This window comes from Pseudomonas sp. E45-MNA-CIBAN-0222, from assembly GCF_040310405.1.
Lineage (GTDB): Bacteria > Pseudomonadota > Gammaproteobacteria > Pseudomonadales > Pseudomonadaceae > Stutzerimonas > Stutzerimonas stutzeri_AC.
Genome location: NZ_JBEOPU010000003.1, coordinates 243,981 through 259,616 on the forward strand (window position 1 = coordinate 243,981; position 15,636 = coordinate 259,616).

A 15,636-nucleotide genomic window follows, 5' to 3' on the forward strand; every position below is an offset into this window, starting at 1 on the left:
TGATAAACCTGCTGCATCTGGCTTGGGCGTAGTCCGGCGTAATGTCGGGCTGGAGTCATCGTGAAATAAAAAATCGCGCCCGCGGCGTAGATTGCTCCGGCGCATGCCAACGGCAGAGTCAGGCCAGGAAGCAGCGCAGGGTTGACCAGGCCAACTTCCAGCAGCACGCGTGGGAACATCAGTGCCGATGTCGCCAGCAGGCCGGCTGCTAGGGCCGCACGCAGGTTTGGCGCGTTCAGCCGAGCCAGGGTGATGGTCATCGCGGTGGACGAGACGATGCCGCCGAGCAATGCAGTAACCAGCAAGCCGTGGCGGGTACCCAGAATGCGGATGGCCACATATGCGGCGAACCCGATTCCGGCAATCAGTACCACCATCATCCAGGTGGTGTAGGGGTTGAGCGCCTGCCAGGGGCCGTACCCTTGGTTTGGCAAAGCGGGCAGCAGTACCACGGAGATAAAGAGCATCTTGAGTGCGCCGCCGAGTTCGGCTTCGCTCAGACGGGGCAGGGCCTGATGCAGGCGTGCCTTCAGGCTCAGTAGCAGGGCGACCACAATCGCGCTGGCTGCGGCTAGCTGTCGGCTTTCCGCCACCGCCAGACTGCCGAGAACGAAGGTAAGCAGCAACGCAACCTCGGTCGTCATGCCGTGGTCGCCACTGCGGCGCGCGTCGATTACGTAGCCTGCGATCACCAGCAGCGCGAGCATGGTGAACATCGCGACCCAGGCGAATGCACCCAGATGGGTGATGCTTACCGCGGCAAGCCCGCCAAACAGGCCCGCAAGGCCAAAGGTGCGGATGCCGGCGACCAGTTCCTGGCCGGCATTTTCTCTGCCGCTCCAGGTGCGCTCGGTACCGATCAGCAGTCCGACGGCGAGTGCTGTGGCGAGGTTGAGAAAGAACTCGAGTGTCATTGACTACCTTGTCGCTGGCGATGCGGGTGGCTGTGAGTGTAACCGGCCGTGAAATCTGAGGTAGATCGGTAGAGTGGGCATCTGCAGTCCAGATGCCCACTCATCAGCGCTTATCTCAGTGCCAGGTGGCGGCTCATCAGCGCTCGCAGCGCCGCAGGCTTGACTGGCTTGGCGAGGAAATCCAAGCCGCTCGCATGAATGGCTGCCACCAGCTCTGGCCGGCCATCGGCGCTGATTACCACGCCGGGTACCGGCTCGCCCAGTCGGGTGCGCAACCAGGCCATCAGCTCGGTGCCGGTCTGGCCCTCGTCCAGGTGATAGTCGACCAGCACCAGTTGCGGGCGAATGTCTTCGGCCAGAAGCGCTTCGCAGTCGGCGCGGTTGCTGGCCGTCCAGACCTGGCAGCCCCAGCGGGTGAGCAGGCTCTGCATGCCGACCAGAATGCTGTCTTCGTTATCGATACAGAGCACCTGGGTGCCGGTCAATGCGGTGTGCTGTGGCTCACCGCGCTTGACCGCTGGACGAGGTTGGCTGAGCGCGCGGGCGACCGGTACGGTAACGCTGAACACGCTGCCTTTGCCCGGCCAGGAGCGCACTTCCAGCGGGTGTTCGAGGACATGGCAGAGACCGTCGGCGATCGCCAGGCCCAAGCCCAAGCCCTTTTCGGCGCGGGTCTGATGGCTGTCCAGGCGCTTGAACTCCTCGAAGATCACCTTCAGTTTGTCGTGGGGTATGCCAGGCCCGCGGTCCCACACCTCGAGGCGCAATGATGCACCTTGCCGACGCACGCCAAGTACCACGTGACCCTTGGCGTAGCGGAAAGCATTGGTGAGAAAGTTCTGCAGCACGCGGCGGAGCAGGCGAATGTCGCTATCCACGCGCAGCTTGCTGCCGTGCACGCGGAAGGTCACGCCCTGCTCGCGGGCCAGTGCGGTGAACTCGGTGTTCAGGGTGTCGAACAGCGTGGCCAGGGGGAAGGGGTTGCGATCCGGGGTAACCCGGCCGCTTTCCAGTCGCGAGATATCCAGCAGATCGGTGATTAGGTCCTCGGCCGAACGCAGCGAGCTGTCCAGATGCTGTACCAGTTCCTGGGCTTCCTTGGGCAGCGCGCTCTGCTGGTGCGATAGCGCTGCGGAGAACAACCGTGCCGCGTTGAGTGGTTGCATCAGGTCATGGCTGACCGCGGCGAGGAAGCGTGTCTTGGACTGGTTGGCCGCTTCCGCCGTGCTCTTGGCTTCGATCAGCGCCTGGTTGAGTTGCGACAGCTCCTGGGTCCGCTCGCTGACGCGCTGTTCGAGGCCTTCGTTGGCATCTTTCAAGGCGCGCTCGGCCTCGCGGTAAGCGGTGATGTCACTGAAGCTCATGACGAAACCGCCCCCTGGCATCGGATTGCCGATCAGTTCGACCACACGGCCGTTGGGGAACAGCCGCTCGGACGTATGCGCGCGGCCCTGGCGCATCCAGTACAGGCGCTTGGCCACGTGGGTGTCCGGGTCGCCTGGGCCGCAAAGCCCGCGCTCGGCGTTGTAGCGGATGATGTCGGCAATCGGTCGGCCGATGTAGACCAGCCCGTCCGGATACTCGAACAGCTCCAGATACCGGTGGTTCCAGGCCACCAGGCGCAGCGACTGATCGACCACGCTAATGCCCTGGGTGATGTTCTCGATCGCGCCCTGCAATAGCGCGCGGTTGAACTGCAGCACCTCCGACGCTTCGCCGACGATGCGCACCACGTCGTCGACCTGCATGTCGCGCCCTTCGAGCGCTGCCTTGACCACTGCGCGCGTGGAGGACGCGCCGAGTACGCCGGCGAGCAAGCGTTCGGTGTGGGCAATCCATTGGCCGTCCGCCTGCAGCTTGGGCGAGAAGTCCTGGCCATGGCGCCGGGCGAAACGCTGGAAGCTCTGCTCGGCGCGCTCGGCGCCGACAAAGCGGGAGGCCAGGGTCAGCAGATCCTCGACCCGTACGGCGAGCAGGCGACGTGCACCGGTCGGTGAGGTGATTTCCTGGCCAATGAAGCGGCTAGCCTGCCAGTGCTCTGCGACATGGGTCTGGGTCAGGATCGACACCCAGAAGAACAGCGTCGCGTTGCCTACCAGCGACAGTGTTACACCCAGCGTCAGCCCGCTGAGACCGAAACCGAGGCCGCCGTTGTACATCCAGCTCAGCCCCGGGAACATGTCCAGCGGCCAGCCCAGCAGTGGCAGGATCAGCGTGTAGAACCAGATTGCCGCGCCGGCGGTCAGGCCGGCGAATACACCGCGGCGATTGGCCTGTTTCCAGTACAGCGCGCCGACCATTGCTGGTGCCAACTGGGTGATGGCGGCGAAGGCGATCTGGCCGATGGTGGCCAGCGATGCGGTCGAGCCAAGCAGGCGGTAGCTCACGTAAGCCAGCAACAATATGACCACGATGCTGATACGGCGCACCGAGAGCATCCAGTGACGGAACGCTTCGAACGGACGCTCGGTTTCCTGGCGGCGCAGCAGCCAGGGCAGCAGCATGTCGTTGGAGACCATCGTCGACAGGGCGACGCTGGCGACGATTACCATGCCGGTCGCCGCCGAAGCGCCGCCGATGAAAGCAAGCAGGGCGAGCCACGGGCGCAGCTCGGCCAGCGGCAGGCTGATGACGAACGAGTCCGGCGTTACACCTGCGGGCAGCAGCATCTGGCCGGCCAGTGCGATCGGTATGACGAACACCGCGGCGAGTACCAGATAGAGAGGGAACACCCAGCGTGCCAGGCGGAAGTCGCGCGGCTCGATGTTCTCCACCACCGACACGTGAAACTGCCGGGGCAGGCAGACAATCGCCATCATGGCCACGGTGGTCTGCACCAGCATGGCGGACCAGTTGACGTTCACGCTCCAGAACTCGGCGAGCTCGGGTGAATCGTGTGCCTGGTTGAACAGATCGCCGAAGCCGTTGAACAGACCGAAGGTGACGAATGCGCCAACCGCCATGAATGCCAGGAGCTTGACCAGGGATTCGAAGGCGATGGCCAGGACCATTCCGCGGTGATGCTCGGTGACATCGAGGTTGCGGGTGCCGAAGAGGATGGTGAACAGCGCGAGCATAATCGACACGATGAGTGCCGTGTCGCGCGTGCCGGTACCGGCCGCCTCGATGTTGATGCCGCTCAATATGTTCACGCCGAGCACGATGCCCTTAAGCTGCAGGGCGATGTAGGGCAGCACCCCCACCAGGCAGATCAGGGTGACCACTACCGCCAGCGTCTGCGACTTGCCGTACCGCGCCGCGATGAAGTCGGCGATTGAGGTGATGTTCTCCTGCTTGCTGATCATGATCATCTTCTGGATCACATGCGGCGCAAACAGCATCAGCAGGATCGGGCCCAGATAGATCGGCAAGAACGCCCACAGCTGCTCGGCGGACTGTCCGACGGCGCCGAAGAAGGTCCAGCTGGTGCAGTACACCGCCAGCGAGAGGCTGTAGACCCAGGATCGCAAGCGCGGCGACATGGAGTCGCGGTTGCGGTCACCATAGAAGGCGATGGCGAACAGAATAGCCATATAGACGAGGGCGACCGCAGCGATCAGCCCGCCTGACAGCGTCATGCAAACTCCATAAAGCGAAGAAGAAGTGCCTGGTCGGCTTCGACTGGCCGGGAAGGGGTGTCGAATTTAATCAGCCCTGGCAACTCGTTAATATGCTGAATTCGCGAAGTTTCGCAGTAATGGTGCGCCCCGTGTGTGGGGTTGCGACCAAGGTCGCATGTGTCTAGCTCGGGCCTGGCAGCAGATCGCCGGCCGTCCGTGTAATGCCGCGTTTTTTACGCCATGGGTTACTGTCGGGGAACCGCCCGCACGCTCGTAGGCAACAACAGGAGAATGTCATGCTGACCCCGCATCCGGTAACCCTGCAACGCGGAGCGCTGCGCCTGGAGCCGCTGATGGAGGCGGATATTCCGGAGCTGGCTGCGTTGGCGGAGCGGAACCGCGGTGAGCTCACATATATGAACGGGCCATTGCGCCCCGACTGGTATCGCCATGCCCTGGCAGACCAGCGCGAGGGCCGAGCGGTAGTCTTCACCGTGCGAATGGCTGAGCGAGTGATCGGTACCACGCGTTTTTCTGATTTCGTTACCAGCCTTCCGGCCGCCGAGCTGGGCTGGACCTGGCTGGATCAAGCGGAGCATGGTACGGGCCTGAACGCTTCGATGAAATTTCTGCTGTTGCGCCATGCTTTCGAAGAGTGGCGACTGGTGCGGCTGCAGCTCAAGACAGCGGCCAGCAATCTGCGCTCACAACGGGCAATTGAAAAGCTCGGTGCGCTGCGTGAAGGTGTGCTGCGCAATCACCGCCGCTTGGCGGACGGCCGTCTGGACGACACGGTGCTCTACAGCATCACCGATCAAGACTGGCCACAGGTCAGGCAGCTGCTCGCCGCCGAGTGAATGCCGGCGCGGTCCGCGCTACATCGCCTGAAGGCCTAACTTCGGTTATCGTGTGGTGCTTTGCCGCACATCCCGTTCGTTTTATCTGACGCCTGCTCGTCGCTACGCTGCCGCTCTTTGCGTGGTGCGGGAGATGGCTCGTCGCGATTATGGTTATCAGGAGTCCCGATGTCTCGCTCGCAAGAGTTCATCCACGGTTGCCGTGACATTCTGCCGTTGATCCTCGGCGCGATTCCATTCGGCGTCATCTTCGGTACGTTAGCGGTCGGTGCGGGGTTGTCCGGTTGGCAAACCATGGGCATGTCCATCTTGGTCTTCGCCGGTTCCGCGCAGTTCATTGCGGTCACCCTGATCACTGGTGGCGTAGGGGCGGCAGTGGTGCTGTTGACTACCTTTGTGGTCAACCTGCGGCATGCGTTGTACAGCGCCGCGCTGCAGCCATTCGTTCGCCGTTTGCCCGGCCGCTGGCGTGCGCCGTTGGCATTCTTGCTGACAGACGAAGCGTTCGCCGTCGTGCAGAATCGCTACGCGCGTGATGATGATTCGCCGCACAAGCATTGGTTCTTTCTCGGAGCCGCACTGACCATGTACATCAACTGGCAGCTATCGACTTTGGCGGGTGTAGCCTTCGGTCAGGCCGTTCCAGATATCGCCAGCTGGGGTCTGGACTTCGCCATGATTGCCACGTTCATTGGTATCGCCGTGCCGATGATGCGCACCTACCCGCAGGTGGCCTCTGCGCTGGTCGCGGGTGCAGTGGCCCTGATGACATGGGAGTTTCCCTACAAGCTCGGTCTGATCGCCGCGGCCATGGCCGGTATCGTCGTCGGCGTATGGCTTGAGCGCCGAGCCGAAGCTGCGGCTCGCTTGCAGGGGGTGCTATGAGTACCTGGCTGCTGATCTTCGGCATGCTGGCGATCACCTTCGTGATCCGCTACAGCTTTTTCGCCTGGCCCAATCTGCGCTTTCCTCGCGCTATCGAGCAGGGGCTGCATTACGTGCCGGTGGCGGTGCTGACTGCCATCGTGGTGCCGGGAATGCTGATGCCGGAAGGGCAGTGGGCGTTGCGTCCGGACAATGCCTATCTGCTCGCGGGGCTGTTGGCGATCCTCATAGCCGCGTTTACCCGCAACCTGCTGGCTACTATCGCTGGCGGTCTGCTGAGCTTTTTTCTGCTGCGCTGGGCTTTCGGGCAGTTGCCGATATGAATCAGGAATCAACCAGGGCTAGCTCGGCGAGGCCTGCGCCAGTTGACGGGCCGACAGCTTCGCATTCGCAGTTTCGCCTGCTCGGCAAGCGTCGCTTCCTGCCTTTCTTCTGCACCCAGCTACTCGGCGCGTTCAACGACAACGTGTTCAAGCAGGCACTGATCCTGGCGATTCTGTTCAAGCTCGGTACTGCCGCCGACAAGAGCTTGCTGATTAATCTTTGTGCTCTGCTGTTCATCCTGCCGTTCTTTCTGTTCTCCGCGCTGGGTGGCCAGTTCGGCGAGCGCTTCGAGAAGGCCTGGTTGATTCGTCGGATCAAGTTCGCCGAGATCCTGATCATGCTCGCTGGGGCTGTCGGGATGCTGCTCGGCAACCTGCCGGTATTGCTCGTTGTGCTGTTCTGCATGGGCACCCAGTCGGCGCTGTTTGGTCCGGTCAAGTACTCGATCCTGCCGCAGCAGCTCGCCGAGGATGAGCTGGTGGGAGGCAATGCGCTGGTGGAGATGGGAACGTTCCTGGCGATTCTTGGCGGCACCATCGGTGCGGGTGTGTTGATGGCGAGCGAGGGCTACGCCGAGCTGGTGGCGATCAGCGTGGTGCTGATCGCGCTGATCGGTTATCTCGCCAGTCTGGCCATTCCAGCCGGTACGGCAGCGCTGCCGACCCTGCATATGGATTGGCGCGTGCTGCGTCAGTCATGGCGCATTCTGCGGCTGGGGCTCGGACAGCAGCGGGCCGTGTCGCGGGCCATGCTGGGTAATTCCTGGTTCTGGTTTCTCGGTGCGACCTATCTGACGCAGATCCCGGCGTTTGCCAAGGACTATCTCGGCGGCGATGAAAGCGTTGTGACGTTGATTCTGACACTGTTCTCGGTCGGCATTGCGCTGGGATCGCTGCTATGCGAGCGATTGTCGCGGCATCATGTGGAGATCGGCCTGGTCCCGTTCGGAGCCATTGGCCTGAGCCTGTGCGGAGTACTGTTGTGGTGGCATGCGAGCGGCCACGTGGAGCCTGTGGGTACGGTCAACTGGCTTACGCTGCTCGGCGAGCCTTCTTCCTGGTGGGTGCTGATGGATATCCTCGGGCTGGGGATTTTCGGCGGGCTGTACATCGTCCCGCTGTATGCCCTGATCCAGTCACGCAGTGTGGTTCACGAGCGCTCGCGAGTGGTGGCAGCGAACAACATTCTCAATGCGCTGTTCATGGTCGCGTCGGCGATCATTGCAATTGTCCTGCTGGTGCTGCTGAAGCTCTCGATACCGCAGCTTTTTCTGACTGTTTCGTTGCTCAGCGTGTTGGTCTGCGGGGCGCTGTTCATCGACGCGCCGGAGTTCATCGAACGTTTTCTGGTCTGGTCGCTGGGGGAGCGATTGGGCGGGGCGCTGGCGTTGCAGCTGAAGGTGCGTTGAGGGGAGCGGGGCGCCGATCAGCGCCCCGAGTGGGTGTCAAAGGCCCTGGGGGACTTCTTCGCCACCAAACGCTTCGAACAGCGCAGGCAGGAACTCGCGGAAGGTCATCATCATTAGCAGGAAACTGGCGTCTTGTTGGGCGAGGGCGTCTTCACCGCCGTCCTGTTCGGCCTGGTCCTGTAGCAACTCCTCGAAGCGCAGGCGCTTGATGATCAGCTTGTCGTCTAGCACGAACGACAGCTTGTCCTGCCAAGCCAGCGACAGCTGGGTGACCTGTTTGCCGGCCTCCATGTGCTGCTGGATTTCGTCGCTGGTCAGGTCCTGGCGCTTACAGCGCACCACGCCACCATCTTCGTGGGTGTCACGCAGCTCGCATTCGTCGAGCACGAAGAAGTCGTCCGCAGCTTTCTGCGTCTTCACCCAGTCAGTGAGCGTGGCGCTTGGTGCGATTTTTACCGTCAGCGGTCGAACTGGCAGCGAACCGATGGCTTCGCGCAGGGTGGACAGCAGATCCTCGGCTTTCTTCGCGCTGGCCGAGTTCACCAGAATAAGCCCGCGTTCGGCGTCGATTGCCGCGAACGTGCCGGATTTGCGTATGAAGGCGCGGGGCAGGAAGGCCTGGATGATCTCGTCCTTGATCTGGTCGCGCTCCTTTTTGTAGACCTTGCGCATTTGCTCCGCTTCGATCTCGTCGACCTTTTCCTTCACCGCGTCCTTGACCACGCTGCCGGGAAGAATGCGTTCTTCCTTGCGCGTAGCGATCAGCAGGAAGCCCTGGCTGACATGCACCAGCGGGGCGTCTTCGCCTTTACCGAACGGCGCGACGAAGCCGTAGGTGCTCAGCTCCTGGCTGGCGCAGGGGCGGGCGGGTTTGGCGGCCAGTGCAGCTTCGAGTGTCTCGGCATCTAGAGCAACATTTTGGGTGAGACGGTAAACGAGCAGGTTACGAAACCACATGGCGAGGTAGATCTCCGGAAAGCAAAGGGGTGCATTATTCCTGCCTGGCTAGCCCAGGCCAACCCTGCGGGAGGTTAATGCACTACGGAGGTGAAAAAATGGCTGGTAAACCAGGGTTTTCCTAAGTCTTTGGAACTTCTGCAATTTTTTTTTCGAAAGGGGGTTGCCAAGGTCGGGAACCCTCTCTAGAATGCGCCCCACTTCGAGAGCAAACGGGTGATTAGCTCAGCTGGGAGAGCATCTGCCTTACAAGCAGAGGGTCGGCGGTTCGATCCCGTCATCACCCACCACTCGAGGTTTAGCGCAGCGGTAGTTCAGTCGGTTAGAATACCGGCCTGTCACGCCGGGGGTCGCGGGTTCGAGTCCCGTCCGCTGCGCCATATTCGCTTCATGGGTCCACTGAACGCCCTGGAGCAACGAAAGAAACGGCCTTCTAGGCCGTTTTTTTTTGCCTGCGTTTTTGCAGGCTTCGTAAAGGGCTGCTGCATTGCTGGTCGATGCCTATCGGTAGCGAAATGTTATGCGCGTCCTTCTTTGCATTCTCTTTACGGTCCTAGCCTGGGGTGCGCGGTAGCCAGTGTCTGGATGCGCTGCTAAGCTCGGTCATCCGTTTTTCGATATGCCCAACAGCGTAATTAAGGAAACAGCATGAGACTGAGACATCATCGTTTGGCACCTGCAGTTGCCCTGGTTGGCCTGGTACTGGCCGGCTGCGACTCGCAGACCAGTGTCAAGCTCGACACTCCGGCGCAAAAAGCGTCTTACGGCATCGGCCTGAACATGGGCAAGAGCCTCGCGCAGGAGGGTATGGATGATCTCGATTCCCAGGCTGTGGCGCAGGGCATCGAGGACGCCATCGGTAACAAGGAGCAAAAGCTCACCGATGAGCAGCTGATGGAGGCGTTCACCTTCCTGCAGACGCGCGCCGAGGAGCGCATGGTCGAGATGAACGCCAAAGCGGTCGAGTCGGGCAAGAAGTTTCTGGAAGACAACGCCAAGCGTGACGGCGTGAAGACCACCGAGTCAGGGCTGCAGTACGAGGTCGTCAAATCGGCCGAAGGCCGCCAGCCGACCGAGAACGACGTGGTTACCGTGCATTACGAGGGCAGTCTGACCGACGGCACCGTCTTCGACAGCTCGATCAAGCGTGGCAGCCCGATAGACTTGCCGGTTGGTGGCGTGATTCCTGGTTGGGTCGAAGGTCTGCAGCTGATGCATGTGGGGGAGAAGTACAAGCTCTACATCCCGAGCGAGCTGGCCTACGGCGAGCAGAGCCCAAGTCCGCTGATCCCGGCCAATTCGGTACTGGTCTTCGATCTCGAACTGCTGGATATCAAGGGTGACGAGGCCGAGCAGCCCGCAGCCGAGCAACCTGCTGAAGCAGCCGAGCAGGAATAAGCGGTTCTCTTCGCTGCAAACGAAAACGCCCCGATCCAGTCGGGGCGTTTTTATATGGGCTTGCTGCTGAATCAGTCGTCCATCTGCGACTGCAGATAGTTTTCCATGCCCACCTTGTCGATCAGGCTCAGTTGCGTCTCCAGCCAGTCGATGTGTTCCTCCTCGGATTCGAGGATGTCTTCCAGCAGTTCGCGACTGCCGTAGTCGCCGACGCTTTCGCAATAGGCAATGGCGACCTTCAGATCCTGCACGCCACCTTGTTCCAGCTTGAGGTCGCACTCAAGCATCTCACGAGTGTTCTCACCGATCAGCAACTTGCCCAGATCCTGCAGATTCGGCAGGCCTTCCAGGAACAGGATGCGCTTGATCAGCTTGTCCGCATGCTTCATCTCATCGATGGATTCTTCGTACTCATGCTTGCCGAGCTTGCCGAGACCCCAGTCCTCATACATGCGCGCGTGCAGGAAGTACTGGTTGATGGCTACCAGCTCATTGCCGAGGATCTTGTTGAGGTGCTGAATGACCAGCTTGTCGCCTTTCATGGATTTTAGCCTGCCTGACGCGGTGGGAATGCAAGCAGTCTGGCCACGCTCAGGCGGCCTGTCAAACCTAAGTCATTGAATGCAAAAGCTAAAACCTAGCGAGAATGGTTGCGTTCCGCATCCTGCTTAGCAACATGCTGATTTTCAGGCAAAAAAAAGCCGGGGCATGGCCCGGCTCTCTGGATTCATCGTTTATGCCTGAACGAAACTCGCAGGGTAGGCAAGCGCTACCTGGGCGCCTTGTACGTTACCGAGTGTCTCGCGAACGACCTGCTTGGCGACGCAGGCGCACTTGCCGCACTGGGTTGCGACGCCTGTCGTTTCACGTACTTCACGGTAGCTACAGCAGCCTTCGTAGATGGCATCGCGAATCTGGCCGTCGGTGACACCCTGGCAAAGACAGACATACATGAGCACTACCCGTTAAGTTCGTTGTTGGTAGCGATGCTAATCATAATGAGAATAATTGTCAAAGCTCGTTCGTCGCCCCGTGCAATTTCCAGTGCGTGTGGTAGTTGGCGGCAGTGGATGGTGGGTCTGGGCGACAATGCTCGAAGGGTCGTGTCGCCCTTCAGCAAGGTATGGCTTACGCATTGCGTCACGTTTCGCAAAAATTACATGTGATTTTGTTGTGCTTATTACATGTGCTGCTATCTTGGCGGCTATGGAAACGAAATCGTCCGCACATTATCAGCGCCTCTTCCGGCAACGCCTGCGTGATCAGGGATTGGTGAAAAAGGAAGTTTGGATCTTGCCCGAACATTCAGCGCGGCTTGCGTCGATGGAGAAACGAATGCGCCAGCCGCTTCAGGGGCTGGCTTCATGTGAAATGGAAGAAGGTATGAATATGCCGCAGCTATGGACCGCCCAGGCGTTGCATGACGCTATTGAAACCAATGAACTCTGCAAAAGCGGTCAGATCGCAATCGAGCTGATCGAGGGGGCTGACGCCAGTTTGCGCGTCACGATGCGTGAGTATGGTGATTTGCCAATCTACGTCGCGGTGATTGGCGAGCAAATCATTGTCGAGGCACTGCTCTGGCCGGTTTCGGATGTGCAGGATCCGAACGCATTCAATGAGCAGATATTGCGCACCCACAAACTGTTTCCGCTTTCGTCCATCGGCATCGAGTCGCTTCCGGATGGTCAGCCTTGCTACACCATGTTCGGTGCATTGAGTTCGGCGTCCACGCTTTCGGATGTGGTGCTGGAGATCGAATTGCTTGGCGATAACGTGATCAAGGCTACCGAGGCGTACGAAGGCTTTCTCAAGGCCGGCGTTTGAGCTCTAAAGGAGATCTGAGATGAATGTATGGAGCAAGCTGCTTACCGCTCTGCGCGGTGGTGTCAATGAGGCGGGCGAGGCGGTAGTGGATAGCCAAGCGCTGCGTATTCTTGATCAGGAAATTCGCGATGCTGATTCCGAGTTGCGCAAAGCCAAGGAAGCGCTGGCCGAAATAATGGCCAAGCAGAAGTTGGCGGCTGAGCGTGTCAACAAGGCTACTAAAGCGATCAGCGAATACGAACAGTATGCGTTGAAGGCGCTTGAAGCCGGTGATGAGCCGCTGGCCAAGGAAGTTGCTGCAAAGATTGCCAATCTTGAGGCTGAGCAGATCGCCGAGCGCGAACAGGCCGATAATTACGCTGAGAGCGTGGCGCAACTGCGCAAGGCCGTCAGTCAGGCGGAAGCACATATCAAGCGGCTCAAGCAGCAGGTTGATACGGTCAAAGCTACGGAGAGTGTGCAGAAGGCCCAGATGGCCGTCGCCCAGCGCTACGGCGGCTCCCAGGCCAAATTGCACACCGCGGTTGAGTCGCTCGAGCGGATCAAGCAGCAACAGGCCGAGCGCGCAGCGAAGATGGAGGCAACGGCCGAGCTGGCACAAGCGTCCCACGCCGACGAATCACTTGACGCCAAATTGCGCGCTGCGGGGATCGTTGCCGACGATGCCAGTGCAGACAGCGTGCTCGCGCGCCTGAAGGATAAGGCCAAGGGCTGACCCCGACGCCGGTGGAGCCGGTCTCTCGGAATTGGCGGGGCCGGAGCCATTACACAAGGAAGTGATCCATGGATTTGTTCATACAGACTGCTTTGAGCTTTCCGGTGGTGCTACTCAGCTTCGTGCTGGGTATAGCCATTCTGTACTGGTGCGTGGCAGCGCTCGGCATGGTCGACGTGGACGTACTCGACGTCGAGATGGAGTCTTCTCTGGAAGATACGTCGTTTCAGCCGGAAGGCCTGGCTGGGCTGTTGCTCAAATTCGGTCTGTCCGGGGTTCCAGTCACGCTGGTGCTGACCCTGCTGTTCTTCTTTTCCTGGTTGTTCTGTTACTTCGCCCAGCTGTTGGTGCTGCGCTTCCTGCCGCTCGGCATTTTGCGTTACCCACTAGGCCTGGTGCTGACCGTAGTTGCGCTGCTGCTGGCAGTGCCGATCTGCGGCGCGCTTGTCCGTCCACTTCGCCCGCTGTTTCTGAAGCTTCATGCGCCCACTCATCGTTCGTTGCTCGGCCAGGTAGCTGTCGTGCGCAGCGGTACGGTTACGTCGAGTTTTGGCGAGGCCACTCTGGAGGATGGCGGTGCTGGGCTGATCCTGCGAGTCAGAGCGGATGAGCAGGTCGGGTTCAAGCGCGGTGATCGCGTGGTTCTGCTGGAGTACCTGGAGGCTGAGAATGCCTATCGGGTCATTACCGAAAGTGAATTCAAGGGCGTCTAAGCCCGCTTTTAAAAGGAGTTGATGTAATGAGCCTCGAACTGGTGATGCCTTTCCTGATCGGATTGGGCGTGTTCTTCCTCTTGATCATGGGCTTCTTTGTCCTGTTCAAAGCCTTCTATATCAAGGTCCCGCAAGGCACGGCGCTGATCGTCAACGACATGTCGTCGATGCCCAAGGTCCACTTCACAGGCGCTCTGGTCTATCCGGTGATCTACAAAAAGGAGTTCATGAAGATCTCCTTGTTGACGCTGGAAGTCGATCGCCGCGGCAAGGATGGTCTGATCTGCCAGGACAACCTGCGCGCCGATATCACCGTCGCCTTTTATCTACGGGTAAACGAGACCCAGCAGGACGTGCTGAAGGTCGCCAAGGCGATCGGAGTGGATCGTGCCTCCGATCGTGCAGCGGTGAATGAGCTGTTCAATGCCAAGTTCTCCGAAGCACTGAAGACCGTGGGCAAGCGCTTCGATTTCGTTCAGCTGTTCGAAGAACGCCAGAGCTTTCGTGACCGTATCGTCGAGGTGATCGGCAACGATCTGAATGGCTATGTACTCGAAGACGTCGCAATCGATTACCTGGAGCAAACGCCCAAAAGCTCTTTGGACCCGAACAACATTCTCGATGCCGAAGGTATTCGCAAGATCACTCAGCTGACGGCTGCGCAGAACATCATCACCAACGACTTCGAGCGCAACGAAGAGTTGGCTATCAAGAAGAAGAACGTCGAAACCCGTGAGGCAACGCTGGCGCTTGAGCGTCAGGAGGCTGACGCGGTGGCTAGGCAGAAGCGGGAGATCGAGACCATTCGTGCGCGCGAGCATGCTGAAACGCTCAAGGTGCAGGAAGAGGAGCGGCTGAAGGCCGAGCAGGCCCGCATTCAAACCCAGCAGGAGCTGGATATCCGCGCCGAGAACCACCAGCGTGAAGTCGAGGTGGCGCAACAGAATCGCCAGCGTGCTGTGGTCATCGAAGTCGAGAAAGTGACGCGCGCCAAGGATCTGGAGATCGTGGCTCGCGAGCGTGAAGTTGAACTGCAGCGAATCGAAAAGGAAAAGGCGCTGGAAGAAGAGCGCAAGAATATCGCTTCAGTTATTCGTGAGCGCGTTGCGGTCGAGAAAACCGTTGCCCAGGAAGAAGAACGCATCAAAGAGGTTCGCGAGGTTTCCGAGGCCGAGCGAATGAAGCAGGTCGTGGTGCTCAATGCCCAGGCCGAGGCGGAGCAGGAGCTGGTACGGCAGGTCAAGCAGGCCGAGGCGGACGAAACGCGCTCCAAGCACAAGGCTGTGGAAATCAATACGCTGGCCCAGGCCGAGCTGGAGGCCGCCGCCAAGCAGGCTGAGGCGAAGAAGAAGCTTGCCGAAGGCGTCGAAGCCGAGCGTGCAGCACCGGGCCTGGCTGATGCGCGTGTTCGTGAAGTCACCGCGGCAGCGAAGGAGAAGGAAGGGCTGGCCGAAGCGCGTGTGCAAGCGGAGCAACTGATCGCTGCTGCCAGGGGCGAGCAGGAGAAGGGCCTGGCCGAGGCACGGGTGATTGAGGCCAAAGCAGGGGCCAAGGAAAAGGATGGCTTGGCCGAGGCCAAGGTGCTGGAAGAAAAACTCACTGCTCAGGCGCGCGGCGAGGAGCAGTTGGGCAGTGCCAAGGCCAAGGCGGCCCAGGATCTGGGTATGGCCGAGGCGCACGTGCTCCTGGAGCGCCTGAACGCCGAGGCCGAAGGCTTGGGCAAGAAGTTCGGTGCACTGGACTCGCTCAGCGATGGCGCCCGCCAGCACGAAGAGTTCCGCATGCAGCTGGAGAAGAGCTTCGAAGAGGCGATGGCCTCGATCGCGGCGAACAAGGACATCGCCAAGGACCAGGCAGAGGTGCTGTCGGCAGCACTATCGAAAGCCAAGATCGAAATTGTCGGTGGCGAAGGCGACTTCTTCAATTCCTTTGCCAAGTCGTTGTCGGTGGGCAAGGCGATCGAAGGTGTGGTTGGCAAGAGTCCAGTCGTTCAGGACGTGCTGGCGCGCCTCCTCAACGGCCGCGCTGCCGAAGCCAAACCGGTGCGCGCTGACACCAGCGAAGTTTAATGATCCCAG

The 15,636-nt window shown here is 60.2% G+C and carries 13 protein-coding genes, 2 tRNA genes and 1 pseudogene; 11 read left to right on the forward strand and 5 right to left on the reverse strand.

What is annotated here, in order from left to right:
• Positions 1–56: 56 nt before the first annotated feature.
• Together AAEZ08_RS06700 and AAEZ08_RS06705 are read right to left on the reverse strand one after the other, a co-directional pair.
• Positions 57–914: pseudogene (locus AAEZ08_RS06700) on the reverse strand (MgtC/SapB family protein); the annotation flags it as partial.
• A gap of 110 nt (positions 915–1,024) precedes the next feature.
• Positions 1,025–4,492, reverse strand: coding sequence for a hybrid sensor histidine kinase/response regulator (locus AAEZ08_RS06705; protein ID WP_500123937.1), 3,468 nt, complete (start codon positions 4,490–4,492; stop codon positions 1,025–1,027).
• A 278-nt stretch (positions 4,493–4,770) separates the two neighbouring features.
• Between AAEZ08_RS06705 and AAEZ08_RS06710 the strand changes: the two genes are divergently transcribed.
• The 4 genes from AAEZ08_RS06710 (at position 4,771) to AAEZ08_RS06725 (ending at position 7,948) form a co-directional block, all read left to right on the forward strand.
• Positions 4,771–5,331 (forward strand): GNAT family N-acetyltransferase, encoded by a 561-nt coding sequence (locus tag AAEZ08_RS06710; RefSeq protein WP_003282478.1) that lies wholly within the window; start codon positions 4,771–4,773, stop codon positions 5,329–5,331.
• Positions 5,332–5,499: 168 nt separating this feature from the next.
• On the forward strand, positions 5,500–6,216 hold the full coding sequence (locus tag AAEZ08_RS06715; protein ID WP_102821661.1) for an AzlC family ABC transporter permease: 717 nt from the start codon (positions 5,500–5,502) through the stop codon (positions 6,214–6,216).
• Complete coding sequence (locus AAEZ08_RS06720; protein ID WP_181066883.1) at positions 6,213–6,539, forward strand: AzlD domain-containing protein; 327 nt, start codon at positions 6,213–6,215, stop codon at positions 6,537–6,539. The genes AAEZ08_RS06715 and AAEZ08_RS06720 overlap by 4 nt, the downstream gene beginning before the upstream one ends.
• Positions 6,536–7,948 carry an MFS transporter gene (locus AAEZ08_RS06725; RefSeq protein ID WP_500123938.1) on the forward strand — a complete coding sequence of 471 codons (1,413 nt, stop codon included), beginning with the start codon at positions 6,536–6,538 and terminating at the stop codon, positions 7,946–7,948. Before AAEZ08_RS06720 ends, AAEZ08_RS06725 begins: the two co-directional genes overlap by 4 nt.
• A gap of 36 nt (positions 7,949–7,984) precedes the next feature.
• Here AAEZ08_RS06725 and rdgC read toward each other — a convergent pair whose 3' ends face one another.
• Entirely contained in the window at positions 7,985–8,905 is a 921-nt protein-coding gene (gene rdgC, locus AAEZ08_RS06730; protein ID WP_058064351.1) for a recombination-associated protein RdgC, read from the reverse strand.
• Between the two features lie 214 nt (positions 8,906–9,119).
• Here rdgC and AAEZ08_RS06735 point away from each other — a divergent pair.
• The 3 genes from AAEZ08_RS06735 (at position 9,120) to bamJ (ending at position 10,303) form a co-directional block, all read left to right on the forward strand.
• Positions 9,120–9,195, forward strand: a tRNA-Val gene (locus AAEZ08_RS06735).
• A 13-nt stretch (positions 9,196–9,208) separates the two neighbouring features.
• Positions 9,209–9,285: transfer RNA gene (locus AAEZ08_RS06740), tRNA-Asp, on the forward strand.
• Between the two features lie 274 nt (positions 9,286–9,559).
• Positions 9,560–10,303: a BamJ family beta-barrel-assembly machinery protein gene (gene bamJ, locus AAEZ08_RS06745; RefSeq protein ID WP_500123975.1), complete on the forward strand. Its 744-nt coding sequence runs from the start codon at positions 9,560–9,562 to the stop codon at positions 10,301–10,303.
• A gap of 71 nt (positions 10,304–10,374) precedes the next feature.
• Here bamJ and bfr read toward each other — a convergent pair whose 3' ends face one another.
• Positions 10,375–10,845: a bacterioferritin gene (gene bfr / locus AAEZ08_RS06750; protein WP_500123939.1), complete on the reverse strand. Its 471-nt coding sequence runs from the start codon at positions 10,843–10,845 to the stop codon at positions 10,375–10,377.
• Positions 10,846–11,037: 192 nt separating this feature from the next.
• Positions 11,038–11,256 carry a bacterioferritin-associated ferredoxin gene (locus tag AAEZ08_RS06755; RefSeq protein WP_500123940.1) on the reverse strand — a complete coding sequence of 73 codons (219 nt, stop codon included), beginning with the start codon at positions 11,254–11,256 and terminating at the stop codon, positions 11,038–11,040.
• A gap of 253 nt (positions 11,257–11,509) precedes the next feature.
• Here AAEZ08_RS06755 and bacA point away from each other — a divergent pair, with 253 nt between their 5' ends.
• The 4 genes from bacA (at position 11,510) to AAEZ08_RS06775 (ending at position 15,627) form a co-directional block, all read left to right on the forward strand.
• Positions 11,510–12,130, forward strand: coding sequence for a biofilm formation regulator BacA (bacA, locus tag AAEZ08_RS06760; protein ID WP_500123976.1), 621 nt, complete (start codon positions 11,510–11,512; stop codon positions 12,128–12,130).
• A 19-nt stretch (positions 12,131–12,149) separates the two neighbouring features.
• Positions 12,150–12,845, forward strand: a complete 696-nt coding sequence (locus AAEZ08_RS06765) for a PspA/IM30 family protein (RefSeq protein WP_500123941.1) — start codon at positions 12,150–12,152, stop codon at positions 12,843–12,845.
• A 68-nt stretch (positions 12,846–12,913) separates the two neighbouring features.
• Entirely contained in the window at positions 12,914–13,558 is a 645-nt protein-coding gene (locus tag AAEZ08_RS06770; protein WP_103457413.1) for an OB-fold-containig protein, read from the forward strand.
• Positions 13,559–13,584: 26 nt separating this feature from the next.
• Positions 13,585–15,627 (forward strand): hypothetical protein, encoded by a 2,043-nt coding sequence (locus AAEZ08_RS06775; protein WP_500123942.1) that lies wholly within the window; start codon positions 13,585–13,587, stop codon positions 15,625–15,627.
• The last annotated feature ends 9 nt before the right edge of the window (positions 15,628–15,636 follow it).